Raw genomic sequence first — 22537 nt, forward strand, 5'->3', positions numbered from 1 at the left:
GTGATGAAAATAGACGCGATGAATGACAGCACGAGAATTAATAGCATGCTCTATCACGACAATGCCGCTCTGACCAACATTAAACACAGTGCCGATGAGCAAGGTGCACTAAAAGAAGTCGCAGGGCAGTTCGAAGCCATGTTCTTGCAAATGGTACTGCGCCAAATGCGCAGCAGTAGTGACGTACTGGCCGATGAAGACAGCCCTTTCTCGTCGCAGCAACATGGCGTGTTTCGAGATATGCATGATGGACAATTGGCTATCGAACTTGCCAAAAAGCAGAATTCTGGCATTGCCGATATGCTGGTGAAACAGCTAAGCCCTACTCAAGCATCAGCCTCGAACCTCGAGGTGCAGTTCGACCCTAGCTTGACACGCACCCTAGGGTCGGCTAACGATATGGAAGCAACTTCACAGGTTAGCACAACAGCTTCGCTTCACAGTGACGATGTGATTAATGGCATCGATCATTCCGTCGCCTTCACTATTCAGTCCCCAAGCGAGGCGGCCACGACCATGGCGTTTTCTCAGCCTCTTATTAGAACAACGGAGCTCTAGTTATGAACCTCGTCAATATTGCGCTTTCAGGCATGAATGCCAACCGAGTGGCATTGGATGTGACCGCTCAAAACGTCGCCAATATTAATACGCCGGGATACAGCCGTCAGCAAGCGGTGATGGCGTCGTTGGCTGGGGGGAAATACGATAAAACCAACCCCGGAATGGGGGTGGAAGTGACCAGTATTCGCCGAGTGACCGATCAATATTTGGTGAAGCAAACGTGGTCAACGGCCAGTGCCGCTAACTACGCATCGGGTTATACCAGCGCCATGAGTCAGTTGGAAAACATGTTAGGGGCTGATGGCTTCAGCTTATCGGCGGGTTTAGATTCTCTATTTGCAGCACTGAACGATGCAACGACAAAGCCTGAATCAACCCCACTGCGTCAACAGGTGATTAATGAGTCGGAGGCCTTAGCTCGCCGCTTCAATACTTTGACCGAATCGCTGCACAATCAACATAAAGATGTACATGACCAGCGTAACGCCGCCATTTCTCATGCAAATAGCTTGATGTCCAATATCGCGGATGTGAATAAGCAAATTGTTGAAATGCAAGGCACGGGTGGTAACCCTGCGCAGTTGATGGACACGCGTGATGCGCTTGTGGGAGAACTTTCCAAAGTGATGGAAGTGAAGACCACCAATCAAGCGGATGGCAGTATTCAAGTCTCATTGGCTTCAGGGCAGCCTTTAGTAATGGGCAGCGATGCCAGTGTGATTAAAGCGATTCCTGACCCAAGCGATCCATATCTTGCCGACATCCATATTGAGTTTGGCAATCAAACCTTTGCGGCTAAAGGTGACCTTGGCGGTAAGTTGGGCTCACTTCATGACTATCAAGTGGATGTACTCAAACCCTATCAAGACGCCATTGATAATATGGCGCGTAGCTTGGCGGATGAAGTGAATGCGGTCTTGGCAGCAGGTCAGGATCTTAATGGCAATGCGGGTAAAGCCTTATTTAGCTACGACCCAGCTAACCCAGCTGCCAGCTTAACTATCACGGATATTAAGTCGGATGAGTTAGCATTTTCGAGCGATGGTAACCCAGGTAACAGTGATAACCTCAAGGACTTGATTGCCATCAGTAACAAACCAGTGTCCATTACTGGCTTTGGTTCCCTGTCGCTGAATGACGCGTTTACTGCGATGGTCGGAGAAACGGCAATCAAAGCCCGCCAAGCGGATTCAGATTACCAAGCGAAACAGTCAATGTTTGAACAGTCGGTGGCAGCGCGCGATAACGTCAGTGCCGTTAATAGTGATGAAGAAGCGGCGAACCTAATGACCTTTGCCAATGCGCACAATGCCAATATGAAGGTGATCAGTACGGCTAACCAGCTGTTTGATTCCGTTTTGCAGTTATTTTAAGGAGTTAGTATGAGAATCAGTGATACTCAATTTAGCCAGATGATGCTGCAAAGCTTGCAGACCAATAATGCTGGGCTTGGCAAAGTGCTACAACAAATGGCGACCGGTGATCGGCTAACTAAATTGTCTGACGACCCAATGGCCTCGATTCAGTTGTTGAACCTCGACCGTGAAGGCAGCGCAATTAATCAATATCAACGCAATATTGCTAATGTGAAAACCACGCTATCAAGCCAAGAGGTTTATCTTGATTCGGTCAATGAGAGTTTAAAAAGTATGCGTGAATTGGTGCTGTGGGGTTCTAATGGCACGCTAACGGACGAAGACCGCGACGGCATGATCACCGAGCTGGAAAGTCTACGTGATTCCATTGAGTCTTCGTTTAATGCTCAGGATGAAGAAGGCCACTATTTGTTCTCGGGCACCAAAACTGATACGCCAGCACTGTCAAACTCTGGGGCAGGTTATGTCGTGGATGGTAACAGCGATAAGCGAGTGGTGACGGTTGCTAAAGGCGTCACCATGGAGTCGAACATGACGGCCAAGGATATTCTTGAGCTTGGCGGAGGAAACAACGTACTTAATCAAATCGATGCGTTGATTGTTGAATTTAAGAACCCGAGTCCAAATTTCCAAGCTGAAGTTGATGCTAGCCTGAACGCCATAGATGATACCTTGGGTAACGTGCTTGGGGCGATGACAGAGATCGGTGGTCGCCACAATAACCTTGATTTGATGGATGGCGCACACGGTGAAAACAAGCTATTCGTTGATAAAGTGACCAGTGATATTTCTGCGTTGGATTATGGTGAAGCATCCGTTCGTCTCAGCAACTACATGGCAGCATTACAAGCAACTCAAGCCAGCTATGTAAAAATTAACGATCTCTCGCTTTTCGACCGTATTTAGGTCTAAGAATTAGTTAACAAGGAAAGGTGTTATGGCAGTAAGTACGGTTGAAGTTAGACCGCATAGTATCAAGTTAACAGGGCAAGAAGCGGCCAGTATCGCGCCCTCACAAGCGTCCACTGATACCAGTACCTCACTGTCAAAGCGCCTGCTAAGACCTCAAGCTGACATTACGTCAGCTTATTCACTTTCAGGCGTGTTGCTTACACAAGGTCAGCAACACGCTACTTCAGTGCAGATTGCCACTAAGGCACTGCAAGGTGTCGGTAAAGAGCTCACCCAAGTTAAACGCCAACTGACCCAAGCGCTTTCGCATGGTGTTAACAGTAACATGCCTGATTCGTTGGCACGCTCTAAAGCCACGATTGAAGCGACATTGAATCAAGCGAGGTTTGATGGCAAGCGAGTGGTGGATAATGAGCTTAACCTTAAGCTCGATACCGCCGATGTGCGCCGTTTTTCTATTCCAGGACTCAACGTCCATCGTATGAGCGAAAGGGCCGAGCAAATTCGACTGGATTTCCCAAGTGGCGGTTCGGTTGTGTTGCAGTTTGATGGCCAATCTGATGGTGTTCGAACGGTGAAACAGCTTGATCGCAGCTTAATACCTATGGGTATGCGTGCCTCTTTATCGCAGGATGGCAGCATTTTGTTTGATGTCCATGAATCTGCTTATGCGGCCATGCAACAACAAGTGCTGGTTACTGGGCAAGGACACCGTTTCCCTGCCGGACAAGCGAACGCATTCAATATTCAAGCTGAGCCTGATGGCATGGCGGAGTTAAAATTCGACTTAGCGTCTCGAGATGGAATCAAACAGTCCATTGCTAAGGTCAATCAACATCTACAGCAAGCACAAGTAAGCTTAAACGAAGCCAGACAATTTCAATCTCAATTGAATACCCAAATGACGCGCATTCAAAGCCAGTCTAATGTGCCATCTTCAGAACAAGTTTCCCAAAAGCTCAATGACTTCACTCAGCTCTCTCAAGACTTCACCACTACATTTAAAGCCCTCAACGCACAAGCGAATGTTCGTCGTCATACTGTAGTTGCGTTGCTTAAATAATCCCTTCGAAAAACCTCGGAAACAAATCACTCTCCTCTCGGATGTGAGGATTTGCAGCTGCCCGTGAAAAGAAAAATTGTCACGGCAGCATCCTGTCTCCTGCAATCTCAAATAGACCGTCATCTTCGTGACAACGAATAATTTCTAATTCGCGTAGATGACTGAAAATTAGAGAGTAAGTCATGTTATTTAGGTTTGAGATGCACTGTATGAGATTCCCTTTTTCAAGGGAATGATGAACGTTTTTTTGGGGGGGATGACACCTGAGGTAAATGACTTATTAAATAGGGTTTAAGTCACACCAAAAAGAAAAAATACAAAAAGCAGATAAACGCTAACAGCGTCGCTGAAAGAGTTGGGTAGATGATGTAGGCGTCGCGCTTATTGGTTCGGCGGAAGCAGAGGAAAGTCAGTAGGCCGTTATAGACTACGAGCAGCAAGCTGATCCCCGTTCCTCCTTTTAAAGACAGCGTAGATAACTGACTTAAAAACAGAGCAAGCAACGCGTAATCAATAATGATCAGCCACAAAAATGCTTTTTGAAGCGGGTCAGATTTGCTGTCTGCAATGTGAGGATGAGTTTGACGCATAACACGCTCTACTTCGATGAAATCAATAAGAAATTATTAGCATATTTAGGTGTTCTACCTAAGCATAGAACACCTGATTAAGCACGCAAGCTAAAGTGCTTGTGGCTCAACGGAAGAGGTGCCTTCCGACTCAAAGCGAATGGTATCGGTTCGGAACACAGGTTGATTAAACTGAGCCTTCTCACGTGCCTTTTCGACCTCGTTAGTCGGCTGTTCGCCAAATAAGGTGCTGATCACTTCGGCAGCTGGAGTGGTCAAGATAAACAGTTCAATACGGCGGTTCTCACTCGATTTAGGATCCTGTTGATTGAGCAGCGCTCGGTCAGACATTCCGGTGACTTGTAGCACTCTTTGCTCAGGCATACCGCCAGCGACCAAGGTTTGTCGGGCGCTATTGGCTCGAGACGAGGACAGTTCCCAGTTAGAGGAGCTACTAAACGCTTTACGGTATTGAGTTGCGTCGGTGTGTCCACTGATGATCATCGGGTTTTCAACGCGTTGGAATACCGGTGCTAATGCCAATAACAGGTCTTCAAAGAAAGGAGTAAGCGTTGAACCACCTCGTCGGAACATGTTTTGTTTGTAGTCATCTTGCAGCACGATTCTTAAGCCTTGTGGGGTGACCGTGACGTCAACGTTCCCATCAGCATTAATCTGGCGCATCATTTCATTGACCACTTTCGCCAAGGCTTCTAAGCGCTCTTGGGTATCAAAGGTGCCGTTGATCAGCGAGTCCGACTCTGGTCCATCGCGATCACCCTGGAAAAAAGAGGTCACGGTATGCACTGAGTCATGACGGCTGGTCACCGATGAGTCGGAGGCAAGATCAATAGGGGAGATACTTTGTGAAGTATCGAAAAGGCTGCCAGTGCTCTTATCAAAAACACTGGCCATTTGTAGGTGGGCGACAATCGCTTTGCGCTCTTCTTTGTCGACCACTTGCATTACCCATAACACGAGGAACAGAGCCATTAACGCGATCATAAAGTCGGCTAAGGCGACTTTCCAAGCACCGCCATGGTACTCATGGTCATGGCGGCGTCCTGAACGCTTAAAGACGACTTGCTCTTGTTTTTGCATTATCCCTCCTGTTCAGCTAACCACCTCTCCATTTGATTAAAGGTTGGTTTGATGTCGAGCTGAATGTGTTTGCGGCCAGCATCAATCGCGAGCAATGTCGGCTTCTTCGCTACATAGGCGACCAGTGTCGCGCGGATGCAATCGAAGGCTGACATATCACGCTTAACGCGTTGAGCCATGGCATTACTGGCTGGGTCTAAACAGCAGTAACAACCAAAAATACCTAAAAATGTACCTACTAGAGCGGCGGCGACGTGATAGCCAATCAAGGCAATGGAACCATCAATAGCTTGCATGGTGATGATGATCCCGCCAACGGCTGCCAATATCCCAAAACCGGGTAGAGCTTCTGCCGTACGTTGCATTGAGCGAGATGGAAGCAGCAGGTCTGATTCAATCGCTTCAATCTCTTGCTCTAGTAGTCCCTCTAATTCATGAGGCGACATTTGTCCCATTGCCATTAAACGCAAATTGTCGGTAATGAAAGAAACAAGACGATAATCACGGCTAACCAGTGGGTAACGGTTGAAAATCGGGCTTTGTTCAGGGTTTTCGATATGTTTATCGAGTGCTTTGAAGCCACCACTGCGAACGGTTTCTAACAAGACTTGTAGTAATGCCATTAATTCCATGTAGAACGCTTGCTCATCCTTGTGAGGTGACATAATAGAGCGAAGCTGGCTGCGCATTTCTTTCAAGACTTGCGGAGGGTTACCTATGATCAATGAACCGACTGTGGCACCTATGATGATCAGAAATTCGGCTGGCTGCCAAATGGCCATCATGCTTCCCCCGGCCCAAACGTAACCGCCGAAGACACACATCAGAATAATGATCGCGCCCATAAACTTTTGCATATGAGACTCCTAAGAAGATAGTAATTGGTTGAGTTGTTTTAGCGCTTGTTTGTGGAGCTGACAGATCCGTGGTGGTGTCAGTTCGAGTACCAAGGCAATTTCATGTAGGTTGAGTTCGTGCTGATAAAACAGTGTCATCAGCAGTTGTTCTCGTTTTGGCAATTTTGCGAGAGCGACCTCTAGACTGCGGCGAATATGCTCATGGCTCATGCCTTCATAGGCACTATCTACCTGACCTTCCAGCCCTTTTTCTATCAACTGATCGAGACTTTGCATCTCGCCAGCCATTGAGGCGCTGAGCCGAGTGTGATAATCCGCTTGATCGGTGCCAAGGGCTTTAATGATCTCTTGCTCCGTCGGCATTCGTTTCAGTGCTTTGGTGAGATCGCGGGTGATATCGTTGAGCTCATGCGCTTGCTGGCGTGTTTTACGTGAACGCCAATCAAGTCGGCGTAGCTCATCCAAAATAGAGCCTCGAATACGACACACAGCAAATGCAGGGAAGTTGGGGTCATCGATATTGCCATAGCGACGCCCTGCTTCCAGTAACCCTATCAATCCTATTTGCTGCATGTCTTCGATGCTGCAATGGGTCGTAGCATGGTTACGCAGTTGATTGACCACTCGTTTCACCAAAATCTGGTGTTGGCTCAGAAGACGATTTTCATCAATGGGTGTCGTTGGCGAATTCACTTCGTCGGCGACACCATAACTGTCCGTGTAATTCATATCCAACATAAGCGGCCTCTACTGCACGACGTACTTGGTAAGCAGTACATCGTCGATATCGCGTATCACCTCAGTTTTAGCAAACGCCATCATCACAGTGTTTTTTACTTCGTCCTGTAGCGATGCAAGGGCTTGTTCGCCATGAAGGTCTTCATAAGTTTTTTGGCTGAACAAGTTGAGCATGGCATTGCGGACAATGGGCATGTAGTCATTGATGTTCTGCAGTCGATCTGGGCGGCGAGTTTCTACTGCTAGCTCGATCATTACAAAGTGAGTTTGCTTCTTGCCTCTGACACTCAGTACTACCTTGTCCAATGATTGAAAGCTTGGGCCTTGGCTACTTTGGTTGTCTTGGGTCAAAAACGACAGTGGAGTGTCTTCAATCATGCTGCGGTCATCGCCCGCTTGCTTTAAATACCAGGCTGCACCAAACACAGTAGCAGCAGAGACCAAGGCACTGGTCACTATCATGGCGATGAACATGGCGAAGAGTTGCGGTTTAGTCATAATTTATTTCCTATGAGGTACTTAGTGCATAGCACTAGGCTTGCGTACTGAGCCAGTGTTCAGCAGTGGTAAAGGTGGATTGAAATGAAGAGTCATCATCAAAGCGACGAGAGGCGAGAACCGTCGACTCTTCCTCCTGACTATGCTGCGGTGATTCGTGTTGGCCTTCTCCAGTACCGACCTGAACGTCAACATGCATAAAGTTCTGATTTTGCAGTTCAAATCGAAGACGTTCTGAGACCTGCATTAATGCCTCGCGTGTAGCAGCGGCATTGGCATTGATTTGCACACTTAAGCGATCGCCTTCAACACGAACCATAAGATCCAATTTACCAAGATCAGGCGGATCTAATCTGATCCGAGCCTCTTGCAAGTTTTGTTGAGCTTGTAGAGTGACTCGGTCGTTGAGCACTTGCAGCATTTGCTCCCCCCATTTACCTGCTTGAGTGTCCACTCGAACCGGTGCCCATTCTGTTGTGGAAGGTGTGGTGGATACTGGCGCAGGAGTAGTCTGGTGACCTTGAGTTTGTTGGGCTGTCACTGGCTGGCTACTTAAGTTTGTTAGTGAGTTAGCTATCTCTGCATTAATGGGGCGAGAGACGGTGTTGTCTGGAGCTGCTTGTGTCACCAGCAGAGCCGGGTTGACCGAGCTACGTGGTGAGTTTTCTTTACCTATCGCTATTGATGGGTGAGCGACATGTGCCTCAACTTGAGGTGCCGCGGAATGGCGTGTATTGGCATTGACCACAAACTGACTAAGTAGCTCGGAAGCTTGTTGCTGCAGTGAGGTTGCAGGTGTTTGGCTTGTTGCAACGGCAGAACCTTGAGGCAACTCTGGCTCGGTAATCAGTGTCGCTAGTGTAGCGTGCACAGCACTTTCGTCAGCGTTATCTGCCTCGTTGGTTAACAAAGGGTCATCAACCACGGATTGATCGTGTTGTTTTGGCGCTTTAACTAGCTGGCCAAAAGGGACAGCAGCGTCCTTAGGTGATGAGGTACTTGCTGCATTAATGCTCTGGTTTGATGAACCATCACTAACACGCGCCGAACTGTCACCACTTTGAATATTGGTCATGGTTAGCATGGGGTTACTCCAATGTCATCGCAAGTTGATAAGCCACCGTTCGCTCTTTTTCCTCGCTCACACTGTGGAGGCGTTTTTTGAGTTCACTGGTTGCAACGGACAACGCTTCGTACGCCGCTAAATGAGTCTGTCTAGCATGTCGAATTTCGGGCGCTAACCTAGGATCCTTTAAGTAAGGTCTATGGGTGTCCAAAAGCTCACGAAGCTGTACGTCGTAGCGTTTTAGTGCGTGCCAATCTTCCGTTTTTGTCGCGATTTCAATAAGTTTACTGAGGTGTCGGAATCGCTCAGGGGACACCTTATGCTTGATTGCCAAAATTCAACCATCCTTCTCTGATATTGCCCATCACACGCTCTACACTGGCGAGTTTTTCCACGTCATTGTGAATACTGGCTTGATAGAGTTCGATTTGGCAGAAGTCATAAAGTTGGTGCAAGTTCTCGGCGATTTCGCCACCATTTTCATCATCAAGTGCGCTATCGAGGCCGACAAGAATGTTCATACACTTGCTGATACCATCACCTTTTTCAGCTAAGCGCCCTGCGCCTATATGACCGCGCACACGTTCAATTTCATTAAGTAAACCGTCGATCAGCATCACCACTAGTTGATGTGGGTTTGCGGCTGCTGCTTGGGCATCTAAATCGACCTGCTGATATGAGTCGTAGCCTGAATCCATTAGCATAATTTTGTACTCCTAGCCCTAACCAAACATGCTCATGGTTTGGTTCATTTGTGTCATTAAGGTGTTCATTTGAGTGAATTGTTTGAGGTAGCGGCTGTACGCCATGTCGTACTTGCGCTCTAACGTTGCTTGTTTGTCGTCAATGCGCGAAATGTTCTGTTGTAAGGAGTCTTTACGGGTTTTGAAAAGACCGGTGGTCGACTTCAAAAATGGGTCAACCATGGTGTCGATGGAATCCAGAAGATTACCGTCGCCGTTAAACATGGCTTCTAGCGCGGCACTGTTATTTTTTTGCGCCTCTTCGAACTTGGTAGTATCCAGTGTCATCTTGCCGCTGCGATCAATCTCAATACCCACTTCACTTAGGCGCATTCCGTTGTATTCACCACGAATAATGCTGGTAAGTTGGCTTTCAATAGAGCGAAGTGTTGGGTCACTCGCTAACACGCCACGTGCTTTATCCTCCCCGCCGATACCAGTGTATTCATCCATGGTAGACATCAGAGTGTTGTAAGCGTCAATGAAGGCGTTAACTTGTTCTTTTGTCGCTTCATCATCGGCACCAATAGTCAGCGTCAGCGGTTGCTCTCCCGAGACCTGCGCCTTGCTAACCGTTAGGTCAACACCATCAATAACGCCAGTAAAGGTATTGCTACTGTTGGTCAGTTTTAGGCCGCTACCCTCAGCGCCTAGCCAAATGACGGCATCTTGCGGTGTACTGATATTGCTGGTGTTAGTAAAGGCATCTTCAAACCAGGATGCCCCAGTGCCTGAAGCTGACACGTTTACAGTATTGGCAACACCCGTTTCTGTACTCGATAACATAAAGTGCGTCTGGCCATTTGAACGAACCAGAGTGGCATTGACGCCTGGGTTATCAGGGTCATTATTAATAGCTGAAACCAAATCGGCCATAGTTGCTTTGCCATCGCCGTCGGTATCAACTGTTGATAGATCGAGTGATAAGGTTTTACCGTCAACCGTTAAATCGAGCGTGCCTGTTGTTGGAATCTCAGTGTTGGCATCTAGGTCGGCTGGCATACCCGTTGAGAGTTGGTGTGCGGTGGCAACTTGTTCCACAAACACCTGATAGCTGCCCGCCATAGCACTGGCATTGGCCGTCGCAGAAAGGAAACCCTCTTGTGAAACCGTTGCTGTATTCTTAATGATGTTCGAGCTACTGCTGTTCATGTTGGTTACGGCAGTTCGGAACTCACGCAATGCCGATTCCACTTTACCTAGCGCAGTAATTTGAGCCTGATACTTATCCGCTTGCATTTGATAACGCTGCTGAAATGGCTGCACATCATAAGTGGCAAGGTTGGTCGCCATAGTGATTGGGTCAAACGAACTCATTGGAGTGCTCCTTAGTTTTGCTGCTCGCCGTGCAATAGGGATGGACAGCACAGTATTCTTAGTGGGTTAAATCAAGATGTATGCCATGATTTAAAACATTAAAATTCAATTGGTTAGGATAGTTTTCTCTCGTGGGCGGAAGCGGGGTTTCCATTGTGCTAGTTCCGCTTTTCCACCAGTAAACTGCCTATTACTCAGAGGGTTAAGGCGACTTGACGGTGAGAGGTATTAATCGTTGGTGATAAGATAAGTGGCAATATGAGATCTGGGTTCAGAGTTAGTTTTGTTTTCATCTCTTCACATCCCATCAAGCACCACCTAGTAATGAAAAAACCTCCCGAAGGAGGCTAAAAGGACGGATGAATAGTTAACGAAGGAAAATTCATCATATCCAAAAATAACCGATGCGGTTGGCTGGTAGCGATCACCGCACCAATTATTAAGGATGCTTGCTTTATTAGCGAAGTAGTGACATCGCCATACCAGGTAGCTGGTTAGTTTGCGACAGAACTGTTGTACCCGCTTGCATTAGCATTTGGTTCTTCGTCATGTTTGAAGACTCAACAGCGAAGTCAGCGTCAGTGATACGACCTTTCGCAGCAGATGTGTTCTCAACCATGTTGCCAAGGTTAACTATAGTGTGCTCTAGACGGTTGATGTTCGCACCAAAGCTTGAACGTGTAGTACCGATATCAGCAAGAAGACCTGTGTCACCTGTTGCACCTGTTAGAGTAGTAAGTGCTGTCTGAGCACCAGCTTCTGTCGAGATATCACCTAGAGCAAAGCCACCAGCTGCACCGATTGCTGTGTTTAGAGCTGTGATGTCTGTAGATACGTCAACTGCTAGTTGCTCACCAGCATTAGTACCGATTTGTAGGTTAACTGCACCCGCAGCGAAACCAGTCGTGTTAAACAGCTTTTGACCACCGAAGTTAGTTGAATCCATGATGTTCACTAGCTCTTCGTTAAGCTGTTGGAATTCTTTGTTCAGTGCAGTTTTGTCAGCAGTAGAAGCAGAACCGTTTGATGCTTGAGTTGCTAGGTCGTTCATGCGGTAAACGATGTTTGTCATCTCGTCCATCGCACCTTCAGCAGTTTGCATCATTGAGATACCGTCTTGTGCATTACGCATTGCAACGTTCATACCGCGAGTTTGAGATTCTAAACGAGTAGAGATTTGAAGACCTGCTGCATCATCTGCTGCAGAGTTAATGCGGTAACCTGTGCTCAAACGCTCCATTGCTGTGTTTAGCAGACCGTTTGTGTTGTTCAGAGTGTTTTGTGTAACTAGCGAAGCGTAGTTAGTGTGCATCGATAAAGCCATTGTCATTCTCCTTGAATCTATATCAATGTGGGACATTCGCCCCGCTCACTAACAAGAGGCGGTCGGTTAATTTCTAGGATTAATTGGAAAATGAAAAAAACTTGGAAATTATTGATTTTGGGTGGGAAAGTGTGAGGTTTATTCCGAAAAATAGAGGTTTTGTTAGAGAAGTTGGCCTCTCTTTTCTGCTAGAAAGAGTGAAAGGAGAGGCGCCGATGTGGTTTAAATAAGTGCTTGGTTAGTACTCATCATTACCGGCATCACCGAATGACTTAAACGACATTGAGGTCGGAATATCACTAAAGTAGCCAAAGTAATGACTGGCTCCAAGGCGCTTAAATTGGGTGAGTTCATCTTGATTACTGATTCGTCCTGCCACCCAAGCTAACTTATGATTACGACAGAATTTCACCAAAGGTAATAACCGTGTTCGGTCTTGTTTGTTTTCTAACGTTGCTGCCACTTTGAGCGCATCGGGCTCGAAGGGCAGTAACTGTTCGAACATACCTTGGCTTGGGTCAACGTCGAACCATAATGCGAAAGCTTGCTCTTTGAGGGTTTCGGTTAATGCATTAACCCGCTCATGCAAAGGGGTGGTCTCACCCAGTTGCAGTGAAGGGATAATATGGTAGAACGCGCCTGCGTGGTATCGAATCACTTGTTTGAGAAAGTGCTCACCCGACTCCCACAGCAGGGCATCACTACTAATAGGCACGACGACATTACTGGTGAGATCTGGGTGAAAGGTCTCTATTTGGAACTTGGTTTGGCGCAAGGCGAGATACAAACTGTACAAATCGAGACAAAAGCGCATCGTATCAGAAAGGTCAAACTGGTAGACGCTTTGCTCACTTTGGCTGCCGAATCGCAGCGTTAAATGCTGAAACTCGACTTCCCCGTTTTTGGTGTCGCGAATGGCCTGACAGGCATGGCGAATATCATTTTGTTCAAAAGCGTCAAAAATAATCTGGTCGTCTTCCGTAACGACATGCTGCTCCACTAGCTGATGTAGGTAGCGATACAGCGCTTGGTTTGAAGTTAGGTTATCCAAGGTTTCCTACCACGTTTATCTGTTTGTTTTCTGGGATTTCGTTATAAGACAGTACCGCCAATCCTTGCGAGAAGGTGCGGGCATATCGAGCGATCAAAGGTCTTAGCTGGGGCATGACCAATAAGATGGGCGCAAGCCCTTGTTGCTTAAGCTGCTGTTTTATCAGCGGCAAGTTTTGCTGGAATTGACTTAGGATATTGGGCTCAATTGGGAAGCTATCTAACATGACGCTGCCATTGGCTTGAGCTTGTTGTAGTGACGTCATCAACATCTGTTCGAGCTCATCAGAAAGTGCGTACACGCTTAGCTCTTTACGTTGCCCAGCCACAAGGTTAACTAAAGTGCGGCGCAGTGCACAACGCACGTCGGCAGCAATAAGAATAGGGTCCTTAGTATTTTCTGCTGATTCCAGCATGGTATTGGCAATGGTGCGAATGTCCTTAAGAGGAACCTGATCGAGCAGTAGTTGCCTGTACACCTTTAACTGTTGTGCTGGGTTTAAAGCTGCACCGAGCGCTTCGGAGAGTTTAGGTGCTTGTTGGGTTAAGCGCAGATTCATTGCATCCACGTCATCATGAGTAAATAACTCCGCTAGATGCGACTTCATCACCTTACTAATGTGTGTGGCGATAACGGTGCCATCATCGACGACTTGATAGCCCATATTAAGCGCTTTAGCTTTGTCTTTATGTTCGATCCAAACCGCCGGCAGATGATAAGCAGGGTCACTGCCTAAGATGCCATCCACTTCGCCATAAGTTTCACCAACAGCGATAGCCATCAGACGATCGGGTTCGATAAAGCCTTCTTCGATGATTTCACCGTTAAGTGATAAGGTGTACTGGTTAGGTTTAAGACTCAGGTTGTCTCGAATACTCACCTCTGGAACTAAGAAGCCCACTTGTTCGGAAAGATTTTTACGTACCCCTCGAATACGCTGTGTCAGCGGCGCACCTTGCTCTTTATTCACTAGGTGAACCAATCGATAACCCAAAGCTAGCGATAAGCTGTGTACATGTGGGATATCATCCCAAGATAGTGGTTGCTCATTGTCTGCTTGCATGGCAGCAGAAATCGCTTCAACTTCATCAAGCTGCGGGTCGCTAACAGGAGCTTTGGATTGACGCCAGCCTGCAAACGCTAATACACCAGAAAACGTGAAGAAGGCGAGATGTGGCATGCCTGGTACTAGACCAATAATCAGCATAATGGCGGCAACCGTGTATAAGGTTGCTGGCGTCGCCAATAACTGCTTATGCATGGTATCGGTCATATCGTTATCGCTATCATTGATACGAGTAACAATGATGGCCGCTGCCGTTGCCAGTAACAGTGATGGAATCTGTGCCACTAAGCCATCACCGATGGTCAGTAGTGCATAGGTCTTGAAAGCTTCAGAAGCGGGTAAGCCGTGTTCAAACACACCGATACTGATACCGCCGATAATGTTGATAAACAGAATCATTAAGCCTGCGATAGCATCGCCACGCACAAACTTAGAGGCACCATCCATCGAACCGTGGAAATCAGCTTCGTTGGCGACTTCTTTACGTCTTTGTCTTGCCGCTTCTTGATCAATCAGTCCTGCGTTTAAGTCTGCATCGATCGCCATCTGTTTGCCAGGGAGCGCATCAAGGGTAAAACGAGCCGAAACTTCAGAAATACGTTCACCACCTTTGGTGATCACCACAAAGTTAATTATCATCAAGATGACGAAGACAACCATACCTACGACGTAGTTACCACCAATCACGACTTCACCGAAGGCTTGGATAACTTTACCAGCCGCGTCTCCACCATTATGGCCTTCGAGTAGAACAATACGAGTCGAGGCCACGTTCAAGGTGAGTCGCATTAGGGTTGCGATAAGCAAAATGGTTGGGAAGATGGAAAAGTCGAGCGGTCTTTTGGCGGTGGTACTGACCAGTAACACCAAAATAGCCAGAACAATATTGAACGTGAACAACGCATCGAGTAGCAAAGGTGGCAATGGTAAAATCACCATCGCCAAAATCATCAGCAACACAATAGGGATGCCAATATAGCCTTTTCCTGAGCGTCTAAATTGTTTAAGACGATTCAACATGAGAGTTCCTTTGTTACTTGTTCTAGTTATCCGTTAGTGTTGCAAATGTTTAGGTATTGAGAACACGGGAAGTGGTAGCGGTTTGTCTCCCGAGCCTTGGCGAAACGCCTTTAATTGCATCACGTAAGTTAAAATATGTGCCACGGCGATGTAGAGTTGGCTTGGGATCGCTTGCTCTATGGCGGTGGTGTAGTAGATAGAGCGCGTTAATGGCGGCGAGTGTAATATTTCTACCTGATTTTCGCGGGCAATACGTTGAATGTGCATCGCCGTCTCATCGATACCTTTCGCCACCACAAATGGCGCATCTGACAAAGAGGCGTCGTATTTTAGAGCCACGGCGTAGTGCGTTGGGTTAGTGATTACCACATCAGCCTTGGGGACGGCTTTGTCGATTTTTCGGCGTGCAAACTGCTGTTGAATCTGACGAATACGCTGTTTTACTTCCGGACGCCCTTCATTATTTTTGTACTCTTCTTTCAGCTCTTGCTTGGTCATTTTAAGCTGCTTGAGATGCTCCCAACGTTGGTAAGGAATATCAATCACGCCGAAGATAAGCAGAGCCACACCCATCAGTAATAGACCTTCAAACAAAATCGTCATCACCATAGTGATGCCCTTAGATAGGGTGAGCTTTTGCATGCCAAGTAGTTGAGAAAAGTTGCTATCCAAATAGGTATACAGTAAGGCAAAAATCACCGTGACCTTGAGTGACGACTTCAGTAATTCAACCAATGAACGTGTTGAAAACATACGACCAACACCGGAAATGGGGTTGAGCTTACTCAACTTGGGTTGGATATTTGCTGGGCGAAACATCCAACCGCCAAGTATCATGCTACTGCCGATAGCGGCAATGACGATTACCATAAACATGGGCAGCAGTAATTCGATGATGATGCCAAGGCTTTGACCCAGTTGCTCAATCATTTGTTTAGGGTTTTCTAGGTCCTGACGTGTTAGTGCCATATTGAAGCGAAATACACCAGAAATGTGCTCCCAAATACGACCGATTTGGCTATAAAAATAGATGGCAACAATCAAAAACAGCACCGCAGTAGTGAACTCTTTGGCACGAGGAATTTGACCTTCCTGCCTCGCCTTTTTGATCTTCTGGGGTGAGGCCTTTTCGGTTTTATCTTGGCTGGACTGCTCGCTCATGCGCCCCCCACCATAAACAGGTTAAGTTGACTCAATGTTTCGTGTACCAGCGCGGTATAGCGACTAGGGATGCCACTAACTGTTAGCAAGATGCTAAACAAACCAAGCAACATGGTCATTGGGAAGCCAAGGGCGTAAACGTTTAGGCTGGGTGCCGCTCGGTTCATGACACCAAAACTGATGTTCGCCAATAGCATGGAGACGATGGCTGGTAACGCCAAGGCTAAGGCTGAAGCAAACATCCAACCAAACAAAGAAACGATATTGTCTAAAGAGGCGATGGTGATGCCAGAGCCGACCGGCCATACCACAAAGCTCTGCACCAAAATATCAATGACCAGAAGATGCCCTTCGAGTGCAAGGAATAATAACGTACACAGCAGCAAGAAAATTCGTCCCAAAATGGCAACGGAGAGTCCATTGACCGGGTCGTTCATGATCGCCATACCAAGCCCCATTTGTAGCGAGACGATTTGCCCTAGCATGGTGAAGATGGTGAAAAAAAGGTGCAGTATGAGTCCGAAAAAAAGTCCCCACATAGCCTGTTCAAAGGCCAAAAACAGAGAGGTCATCGATAGTAAATCAACGGCAGGCATTGCAGGCATAAGCGGTGCCGTGATCACCACTATCGATAAAGCAAGTAGGGCTCTGACCCATACTGGAATTAACGCATCACCGAAAAATGGCATGGCCAGAAAGGCAGCCCCAATCCTGAAAAAGGGCCACCATAACTGACCTAACCATTGAGATATTTCGGCGAACGTAATCTGCATTAACCAATCATCCCTGGAATGTTATGGAACAAGAAGTCGAATAGCTCCATGATTTTGCGTAGCATCCAATGCCCGGCAAAAATGACCATCAACAGGGTGGCCAATAATTTAGGTAAAAAGCTAAGTGTTTGTTCTTGGATTTGAGTTGCAGCTTGAAAAACCGCGATAACCAAACCCACAAGCAGTCCTGGCACTACCAGTACCATCACGATACTGATGATGAGCCAGACGGCGTTTGAAAACAGAGTAACGGTCAGTTCTGGAGTCATGATTCACGCTCTCATCCACTGCCAAAGCTGGCGGATAGGGTTCCGACTGTCATCGCCCAACCATCAACCAAAACGAACACCACCAATTTAAATGGTAATGAGACAATCAATGGCGAAAGCATCATCATACCCATTGCCATCAAGACACTTGCGACTACCAAATCTATGATTAAAAAAGGAATAAACAACATGAAGCCGATCTGAAACGCGGTTTTCAGCTCACTGATCACAAAGGCTGGAAGAACAATAGCAAAGGAAATGTCCTCCACTTTTGAATCCACTGGCTCGTTGGCAATGCGCAGCATTTGTTCGAGTGAATTACGTTGTGTTTGTGCGAGCATAAAATTGCGTACCGGCTTTTCTGCGGTAGCAAAAGCTTGCATCAAAGTGATTTCGCCTTGGTCATAAGGAACGAAAGCGTGCTCATACACATCGCTCCAAACAGGCCGCATGATGAGGATGCTCAGACTGAGTGCAATACCGATTAATACTCGGTTGGGGGGACTTTGTTGTAAGCCCAGAGCCTGACGCAAAATCGCTAACACGACAATGATGCGAGTGAAGCTGGTGGCCATCAAAATGAACGCAGGTAAAAAGCTCAAAGCTGTCATCAAGAGCAATATTTGCAGCTTTACGCTGTATTCTTGTTCTGATTGACCATCGTTAACGGTCAGAAAAGTCAGCCCGTTATCCGCTAAAGCGGGATGAGCAAACAAACCGAGCATGACGATGACCAGGCCTATGAGGAGCAGGCGTAGGTTCGAAGGATAAGCGATACCAGCTAAACGCAGTTTCACGAGCTACTTACCCATAGAAGTGAGCGCAGAATCAACGACATCAATCAGTCTCAGGCCGTACTTTTCATTGACGACGACGACTTCGGCATGCCCCATTAGAGAACCATTCACCTTCACATCCAACGGTTCGCCATTTAGCTTATCAAGTTCGATAATACTGCCCTCACCAGCAGACATCAGATCGCCCAGTGCGACCTCTTTGCTGGCGACTTCAAGCGTCACAGTGACGGGGATATTTTTGAAGAAGCTAATATCTCGCTCAGATTGAACTGGAGCGGCCATTGGGGCGTCGGTATCAAAGTCCTCAAGTTGAAAGTCATCGAAGCGCAGTTCGTCACCGTCGAAGACACTTTGTTCTGGCGAATCGCTCATCGGTTGGTTTCCTTATCATCATTTAAAATTAAAACAAGTTGCCCCTCTTGCTCTGCCACGCGCCCTGTGAATAGGGTCTCTTTACCAATGTTCACTGGAGCGTTATTGAGCAGTTCAATAGGGAGAATGTCGTCGGCTTTGAGTTTGAGTACTTGTGTTAAAGGCAACACGGTCTTACTCAATTGAACGTTTAAGCGGACCGGGGTTTTGTGCAAAGCATGATTGAAGTCACTTGCCATGTGTGGGTTGGGTGTTAGTTCCAGTTCGTCGATCAGCGTTTGAATCAGAGCACTATCTAATGTGACGGCCAATAGAGCTTGTTGGTTACGCACATAAATGGATAGCTTGGCAGCAATACCAATGCCCGGAATAACCTCGAATTCATGTTGCTTCCATGTGGTTTCTGGCGCTATCCACTGTGAGGCGCACTTGGCAATGCGCTGTAATAATCGCAAGTCGCTATTAGTGAGCTCCCCGCCGCTGCGTTCCATGCTAGTGCTATAAAATTGGTCAGATAAGCGCATTAGCATGGTGGGTTCCATCGACACATAGAGCATGCCGTCATCGTTGTGTTTGAGGACTGAAACACTGGTGGCATCTACGTTAGTTTGTGGTAGTTCAGTAAGCGAAACATGGTCCAATTCGACTAACACTTGTTGTGTTTTTAACCAAGCTTGTAGTTCAAGGCTTAGCTGTTGGCATGAGTTAATCAATAACTCTTCGAGCTTATTGCGAATGATATGAATGGGTTTACCTAATAATTCTACATTAAGAGTTTGCACCTGTTCAGGCATCTCTGTTTTTTGCATATCCATATCTTTACCAAACGTAATCTGAGTGGGGTTTCATTTGTAATTATGTGTTGCTATTTAATAACAAAGCGTCATTTTTCGTCAGTCTACTCTGGTTTTTTTATTTATTTTTAGCCCTCTAATGTAAATTTGTGAACTTGGTTCATATGTTTGTTTTCGCTATATAAAGCATCTTTAAATATAAAATAAATACAGGTAGCTTAATTAAATAATAATTATATTTCATGGGCAAAATAGCGACTAAATAATGCGCATAGCCCTTGTATAGCAACAATCAGAGTGAGTATTTTATCTAAATTTATGTTTTATAACGCCTATCAAGGGATTTTATAAAACGTCTCTCTCATATGAAAGTAGGCTTCTATGTATTATGTGAAAGAGATATAGATGGACAGCAATATGATCTATGGCTTAGTTAAAAAATATTATTTCTCATTATGTCGAGATTTTTCTCGGTCAAGAGAATGTAAAATACAAATTCACACTTTCGCTGTTAATAAGATGTATCCATTGGCGTTATTAATGGGGATGTTTTTTGGGATTAAGATCTCACACGCAGCGGAAGTAAATATTCCGATGGATTTGGTTAATTGGAAATTTGTAGAGGGAGAATTTGAGTGCCAGCTTGTTCAGACCTTGCCAAATAATAGGGGGAAGTTTTACTTCCATGCGGAACCTAATAACCAATTGTCGGCAGTTCTGCATTTACCTAACAATAACATCAAACAAGCACAGCTATTTCAACTGTCAGCACCATGGCATACCCCAGTGCAACACACCATGATTGATGATGCTGCGAAAACAACGCGTGGCTACGCCATCTTTGATGTGGATATTGATGCTTTATTAGCAGCCACCACTCGTGGGGCTTGGATCAGAGTGAGCTCTATGCAAGCTGCTAATCAAGTAGGTGATGCCTTTGTTTTACCTTCCACTCGAATTGAATCGGCGTACTTTAGCTTCAATCAGTGCCGCTCCAAATTACCTGAAATGAACTACAGCCAAGCGAGAGATGTGGTGTTGAAGTTTGATTTTGGCCAACGAGTGGTCACCAGTGAACAGCGTCAAACACTGCAATCATTAGCTAGCTATATCAAAGCAGATGGCCACATATCAAAAGTGCTAGTGGATGGACACACGGATAATGTTGGTTCGTCATTGAGCAACCTGCAGGTGTCACGAGTACGTGCCGATGACGTCGCCAGTGTACTCACTGAGTTAGGGACGCCAGCCAAACTGATCGAAGTACGAGCCCATGGCGCCCGTTACCCCGTGAGCAGCAATGAGACTGAGTTTGGTCAAGCTAAGAACCGCCGAGTTACGGTTCGAGTGGTTCGTCACCCTTCCACCAACACAGCGTCTTCAACGGATCTGAAGACGGAGGTTCAGTAAATGAAAAAGGATATTCTCTACGTTGAGCCTTGTGAGCATAACGCTCAACCTATTATCGACCTATTAACGGAGCAGGGCTTTAGCGTAAATCATGTTCGAACTGGTCGTTCGGCACTGTTAACCACTTCAAGCTCCATCAGTTTAGTCAGCTCCAATCTGCCCGATATGAGTATTCGTGAGTGGATTGCCTGTCATCAGCGAAAAGCTAACCCTGGTGTAGCCATTGCCATCGTCGAACAAGACCAAGGTATATTAGCTGCAGAAGCGATGAAGGCGGGGGCGACAGATTACTTGCTACGTCCATTTGAAGCAGCGCAACTGGTCAACTTGATTCGTCGCGTTGAAGCGCTAGAGAAGCCAATGGCCAATATTGTGGCGGAATCTTGGCGGAGCAAACAAGTTTTGCAATTGGCGCACCGTGCGGCGTGCACCAGTGCTAGTGTGTTGATTACTGGGGAATCGGGTACCGGCAAAGAAGTACTCGCTCGTTACGTCCATGATCAATCGCCTCGCGCACAGCAGCCTTTTGTAGCCGTTAACTGTGCCGCTATTCCTGAGTCCATGTTAGAAGCGGTACTGTTTGGTCATGTGAAAGGAGCATTTACCGGCGCGACGGGTTCACAAACCGGTAAGTTTGAAGAAGCTAACGGTGGCACAATTTTGTTAGACGAAATTGGCGAAATGTCACCAGCCGTTCAAGCTAAGTTATTGCGAGTGCTTCAGGAAAGAGAAGTAGAGCGTGTGGGTAGCCATAAGTCGATTGCTTTAGATATTCGAGTGATTGCGGCCACTAATAAAGATCTTCGCGAAGAGGTTCAAAAAGGGACGTTCAGAGAAGATTTGTATTACCGCTTAGACGTATTGCCGCTGCATTGGCCGCCACTTCGTGATCGCAAAGATGACATCCTACCTATTAGCCAATTCTTTATTAATAAATACAAAGAGCAAGCCAATTGCTACTTATCTGAGGATGCGCAGCAAGCGCTTAGTCAATACCACTGGCCCGGCAATATTCGTGAATTAGAGAACGTGATTCAACGTGCGCTCGTCATGCGCCACGGCGACTATATTACGGCTCACGACTTGATGTTGCCGATTGAGATACCTGCTTTTAATCCTGTGGTGTCCAATGAAAACCTAATGGGACACGTGGAAGTCAAAAAGCAGGCGGAATTCCAATTTATCTTAGAAAAACTACGTCAATTTGGCGGAAACCGAACTAAAACGGCGGACGCTCTAGGGGTTTCTACGCGAGCACTGCGCTACAAATTAGCTGCGATGCGAGAGCAAGGAATCGATCTACAGTCAGCCATTGGCTCGGCTGCGTAAAGGAGAAATTTGATGGCGATGCAACCTATAAATAACGCGTTATCCGCAGAGCAATTAATGCTGACAAAAATGCAGGTAATGCAGCAGCACGTGCAGCCTGATTTTGTGGTGTCCAATAACCCAATCGATGTGAACAAGGTTAATGAACCGATGGCATTTTCTGGTGCAATGAAAAATGTGCTTGATATGGTGAACCAGCATCAATCTACGGCATCACAGAAAATCACAGCAGTAGAGACTGGGGAGAGTGATGATCTTGTTGGAGCCATGATTGCTAGCCAGAAAGCGAGCTTATCGTTTTCTGCTCTAATGCAAGTTCGCAACAAGGTAGTTGCTTCCTTTGAAGATATTATGAAGATGCCGGTGTAGA

The 22537-nt window shown here is 46.6% G+C and carries 25 protein-coding genes; 7 read left to right on the forward strand and 18 right to left on the reverse strand.

The window, feature by feature from the left end; translation table 11 throughout:
• Positions 1 to 3 precede the first annotated feature (3 nt).
• The 4 genes from L2W36_RS19890 to L2W36_RS19905 are packed head-to-tail and all read left to right on the forward strand — an operon-like array spanning position 4 to position 3912.
• Positions 4 to 558, forward strand: a complete 555-nt coding sequence (locus L2W36_RS19890; RefSeq protein WP_062462608.1) for a rod-binding protein — start codon at positions 4 to 6, stop codon at positions 556 to 558.
• A 2-nt stretch (positions 559 to 560) separates the two neighbouring features.
• Positions 561 to 1934 carry a flagellar hook-associated protein FlgK gene (gene flgK / locus L2W36_RS19895; protein ID WP_236111278.1) on the forward strand — a complete coding sequence of 458 codons (1374 nt, stop codon included), beginning with the start codon at positions 561 to 563 and terminating at the stop codon, positions 1932 to 1934.
• A gap of 9 nt (positions 1935 to 1943) precedes the next feature.
• Positions 1944 to 2843: a flagellar hook-associated protein FlgL gene (flgL, locus tag L2W36_RS19900; protein WP_006072129.1), complete on the forward strand. Its 900-nt coding sequence runs from the start codon at positions 1944 to 1946 to the stop codon at positions 2841 to 2843.
• A gap of 31 nt (positions 2844 to 2874) precedes the next feature.
• Positions 2875 to 3912, forward strand: coding sequence for a flagellin (locus L2W36_RS19905; protein ID WP_124940493.1), 1038 nt, complete (start codon positions 2875 to 2877; stop codon positions 3910 to 3912).
• Positions 3913 to 4208: 296 nt separating this feature from the next.
• On the opposite strand, the gene L2W36_RS19910 is transcribed toward L2W36_RS19905, so the two are convergent.
• From L2W36_RS19910 to L2W36_RS19995, 18 genes are all read right to left on the reverse strand, one after another.
• Entirely contained in the window at positions 4209 to 4502 is a 294-nt protein-coding gene (locus L2W36_RS19910; protein ID WP_006072133.1) for a hypothetical protein, read from the reverse strand.
• Between the two features lie 90 nt (positions 4503 to 4592).
• Entirely contained in the window at positions 4593 to 5582 is a 990-nt protein-coding gene (locus tag L2W36_RS19915) for a flagellar motor protein MotB (RefSeq protein WP_006072134.1), read from the reverse strand.
• Positions 5582 to 6439, reverse strand: coding sequence for a flagellar motor stator protein MotA (gene motA, locus L2W36_RS19920; RefSeq protein WP_006072135.1), 858 nt, complete (start codon positions 6437 to 6439; stop codon positions 5582 to 5584). The genes L2W36_RS19915 and motA overlap by 1 nt, the downstream gene beginning before the upstream one ends.
• Positions 6440 to 6448: 9 nt before the next feature.
• Positions 6449 to 7177 (reverse strand): FliA/WhiG family RNA polymerase sigma factor, encoded by a 729-nt coding sequence (locus L2W36_RS19925; protein ID WP_006072137.1) that lies wholly within the window; start codon positions 7175 to 7177, stop codon positions 6449 to 6451.
• Between the two features lie 9 nt (positions 7178 to 7186).
• The gene (locus tag L2W36_RS19930) at positions 7187 to 7675 is read right to left on the reverse strand and encodes a flagellar basal body-associated FliL family protein (RefSeq protein ID WP_006072139.1); all 489 of its coding nucleotides are present in this window, start codon (positions 7673 to 7675) and stop codon (positions 7187 to 7189) included.
• A gap of 34 nt (positions 7676 to 7709) precedes the next feature.
• Positions 7710 to 8759: a flagellar hook-length control protein FliK gene (locus L2W36_RS19935; protein WP_236111279.1), complete on the reverse strand. Its 1050-nt coding sequence runs from the start codon at positions 8757 to 8759 to the stop codon at positions 7710 to 7712.
• 4 nt (positions 8760 to 8763) lie between these two features.
• Complete coding sequence (locus tag L2W36_RS19940) at positions 8764 to 9075, reverse strand: hypothetical protein (RefSeq protein ID WP_006072143.1); 312 nt, start codon at positions 9073 to 9075, stop codon at positions 8764 to 8766.
• Entirely contained in the window at positions 9059 to 9445 is a 387-nt protein-coding gene (fliS, locus tag L2W36_RS19945) for a flagellar export chaperone FliS (RefSeq protein ID WP_006072145.1), read from the reverse strand. Before fliS ends, L2W36_RS19940 begins: the two co-directional genes overlap by 17 nt.
• Before the next feature lie 18 nt (positions 9446 to 9463).
• Positions 9464 to 10801: a flagellar filament capping protein FliD gene (fliD, locus tag L2W36_RS19950; protein WP_236111281.1), complete on the reverse strand. Its 1338-nt coding sequence runs from the start codon at positions 10799 to 10801 to the stop codon at positions 9464 to 9466.
• Between the two features lie 457 nt (positions 10802 to 11258).
• Entirely contained in the window at positions 11259 to 12125 is an 867-nt protein-coding gene (gene lafA, locus L2W36_RS19955; RefSeq protein WP_006072148.1) for a lateral flagellin LafA, read from the reverse strand.
• A gap of 238 nt (positions 12126 to 12363) precedes the next feature.
• Positions 12364 to 13176, reverse strand: a complete 813-nt coding sequence (locus L2W36_RS19960) for an EAL domain-containing protein (protein WP_006072151.1) — start codon at positions 13174 to 13176, stop codon at positions 12364 to 12366.
• A complete protein-coding gene (gene flhA, locus L2W36_RS19965; RefSeq protein ID WP_198558540.1) occupies positions 13169 to 15262 on the reverse strand; it encodes a flagellar biosynthesis protein FlhA in 2094 nt (697 codons plus the stop codon). The genes L2W36_RS19960 and flhA overlap by 8 nt, the downstream gene beginning before the upstream one ends.
• Before the next feature lie 33 nt (positions 15263 to 15295).
• Entirely contained in the window at positions 15296 to 16423 is a 1128-nt protein-coding gene (flhB, locus tag L2W36_RS19970; protein WP_236111282.1) for a flagellar biosynthesis protein FlhB, read from the reverse strand.
• Positions 16420 to 17196: a flagellar biosynthetic protein FliR gene (gene fliR, locus L2W36_RS19975; RefSeq protein ID WP_006072156.1), complete on the reverse strand. Its 777-nt coding sequence runs from the start codon at positions 17194 to 17196 to the stop codon at positions 16420 to 16422. The genes flhB and fliR overlap by 4 nt, the downstream gene beginning before the upstream one ends.
• Entirely contained in the window at positions 17196 to 17465 is a 270-nt protein-coding gene (gene fliQ / locus L2W36_RS19980; protein WP_006072158.1) for a flagellar biosynthesis protein FliQ, read from the reverse strand. Before fliQ ends, fliR begins: the two co-directional genes overlap by 1 nt.
• 11 nt (positions 17466 to 17476) lie before the next feature.
• Positions 17477 to 18190, reverse strand: coding sequence for a flagellar type III secretion system pore protein FliP (gene fliP, locus L2W36_RS19985; protein WP_050798619.1), 714 nt, complete (start codon positions 18188 to 18190; stop codon positions 17477 to 17479).
• A 75-nt stretch (positions 18191 to 18265) separates the two neighbouring features.
• Positions 18266 to 18634 carry a flagellar motor switch protein FliN gene (gene fliN / locus L2W36_RS19990; protein ID WP_006072162.1) on the reverse strand — a complete coding sequence of 123 codons (369 nt, stop codon included), beginning with the start codon at positions 18632 to 18634 and terminating at the stop codon, positions 18266 to 18268.
• The gene (locus L2W36_RS19995) at positions 18631 to 19449 is read right to left on the reverse strand and encodes a FliM/FliN family flagellar motor switch protein (protein WP_236111286.1); all 819 of its coding nucleotides are present in this window, start codon (positions 19447 to 19449) and stop codon (positions 18631 to 18633) included. The genes fliN and L2W36_RS19995 overlap by 4 nt, the downstream gene beginning before the upstream one ends.
• 519 nt (positions 19450 to 19968) lie before the next feature.
• Here L2W36_RS19995 and L2W36_RS20000 point away from each other — a divergent pair.
• Genes L2W36_RS20000 through fliE form a run of 3 tightly spaced genes read left to right on the forward strand, consistent with a single transcriptional unit; the run spans position 19969 to position 22536 of the window.
• Complete coding sequence (locus tag L2W36_RS20000; RefSeq protein ID WP_236111291.1) at positions 19969 to 20838, forward strand: MotY family protein; 870 nt, start codon at positions 19969 to 19971, stop codon at positions 20836 to 20838.
• Positions 20839 to 22167 (forward strand): sigma-54 dependent transcriptional regulator, encoded by a 1329-nt coding sequence (locus tag L2W36_RS20005; protein ID WP_006072168.1) that lies wholly within the window; start codon positions 20839 to 20841, stop codon positions 22165 to 22167. It abuts the gene before it with no gap.
• Between the two features lie 12 nt (positions 22168 to 22179).
• Positions 22180 to 22536 carry a flagellar hook-basal body complex protein FliE gene (gene fliE / locus L2W36_RS20010; protein ID WP_006072170.1) on the forward strand — a complete coding sequence of 119 codons (357 nt, stop codon included), beginning with the start codon at positions 22180 to 22182 and terminating at the stop codon, positions 22534 to 22536.
• The last annotated feature ends 1 nt before the right edge of the window (position 22537 follow it).

This window comes from Vibrio sp. McD22-P3 (assembly GCF_021568915.1).
GTDB lineage: Bacteria > Pseudomonadota > Gammaproteobacteria > Enterobacterales > Vibrionaceae > Vibrio > Vibrio mediterranei.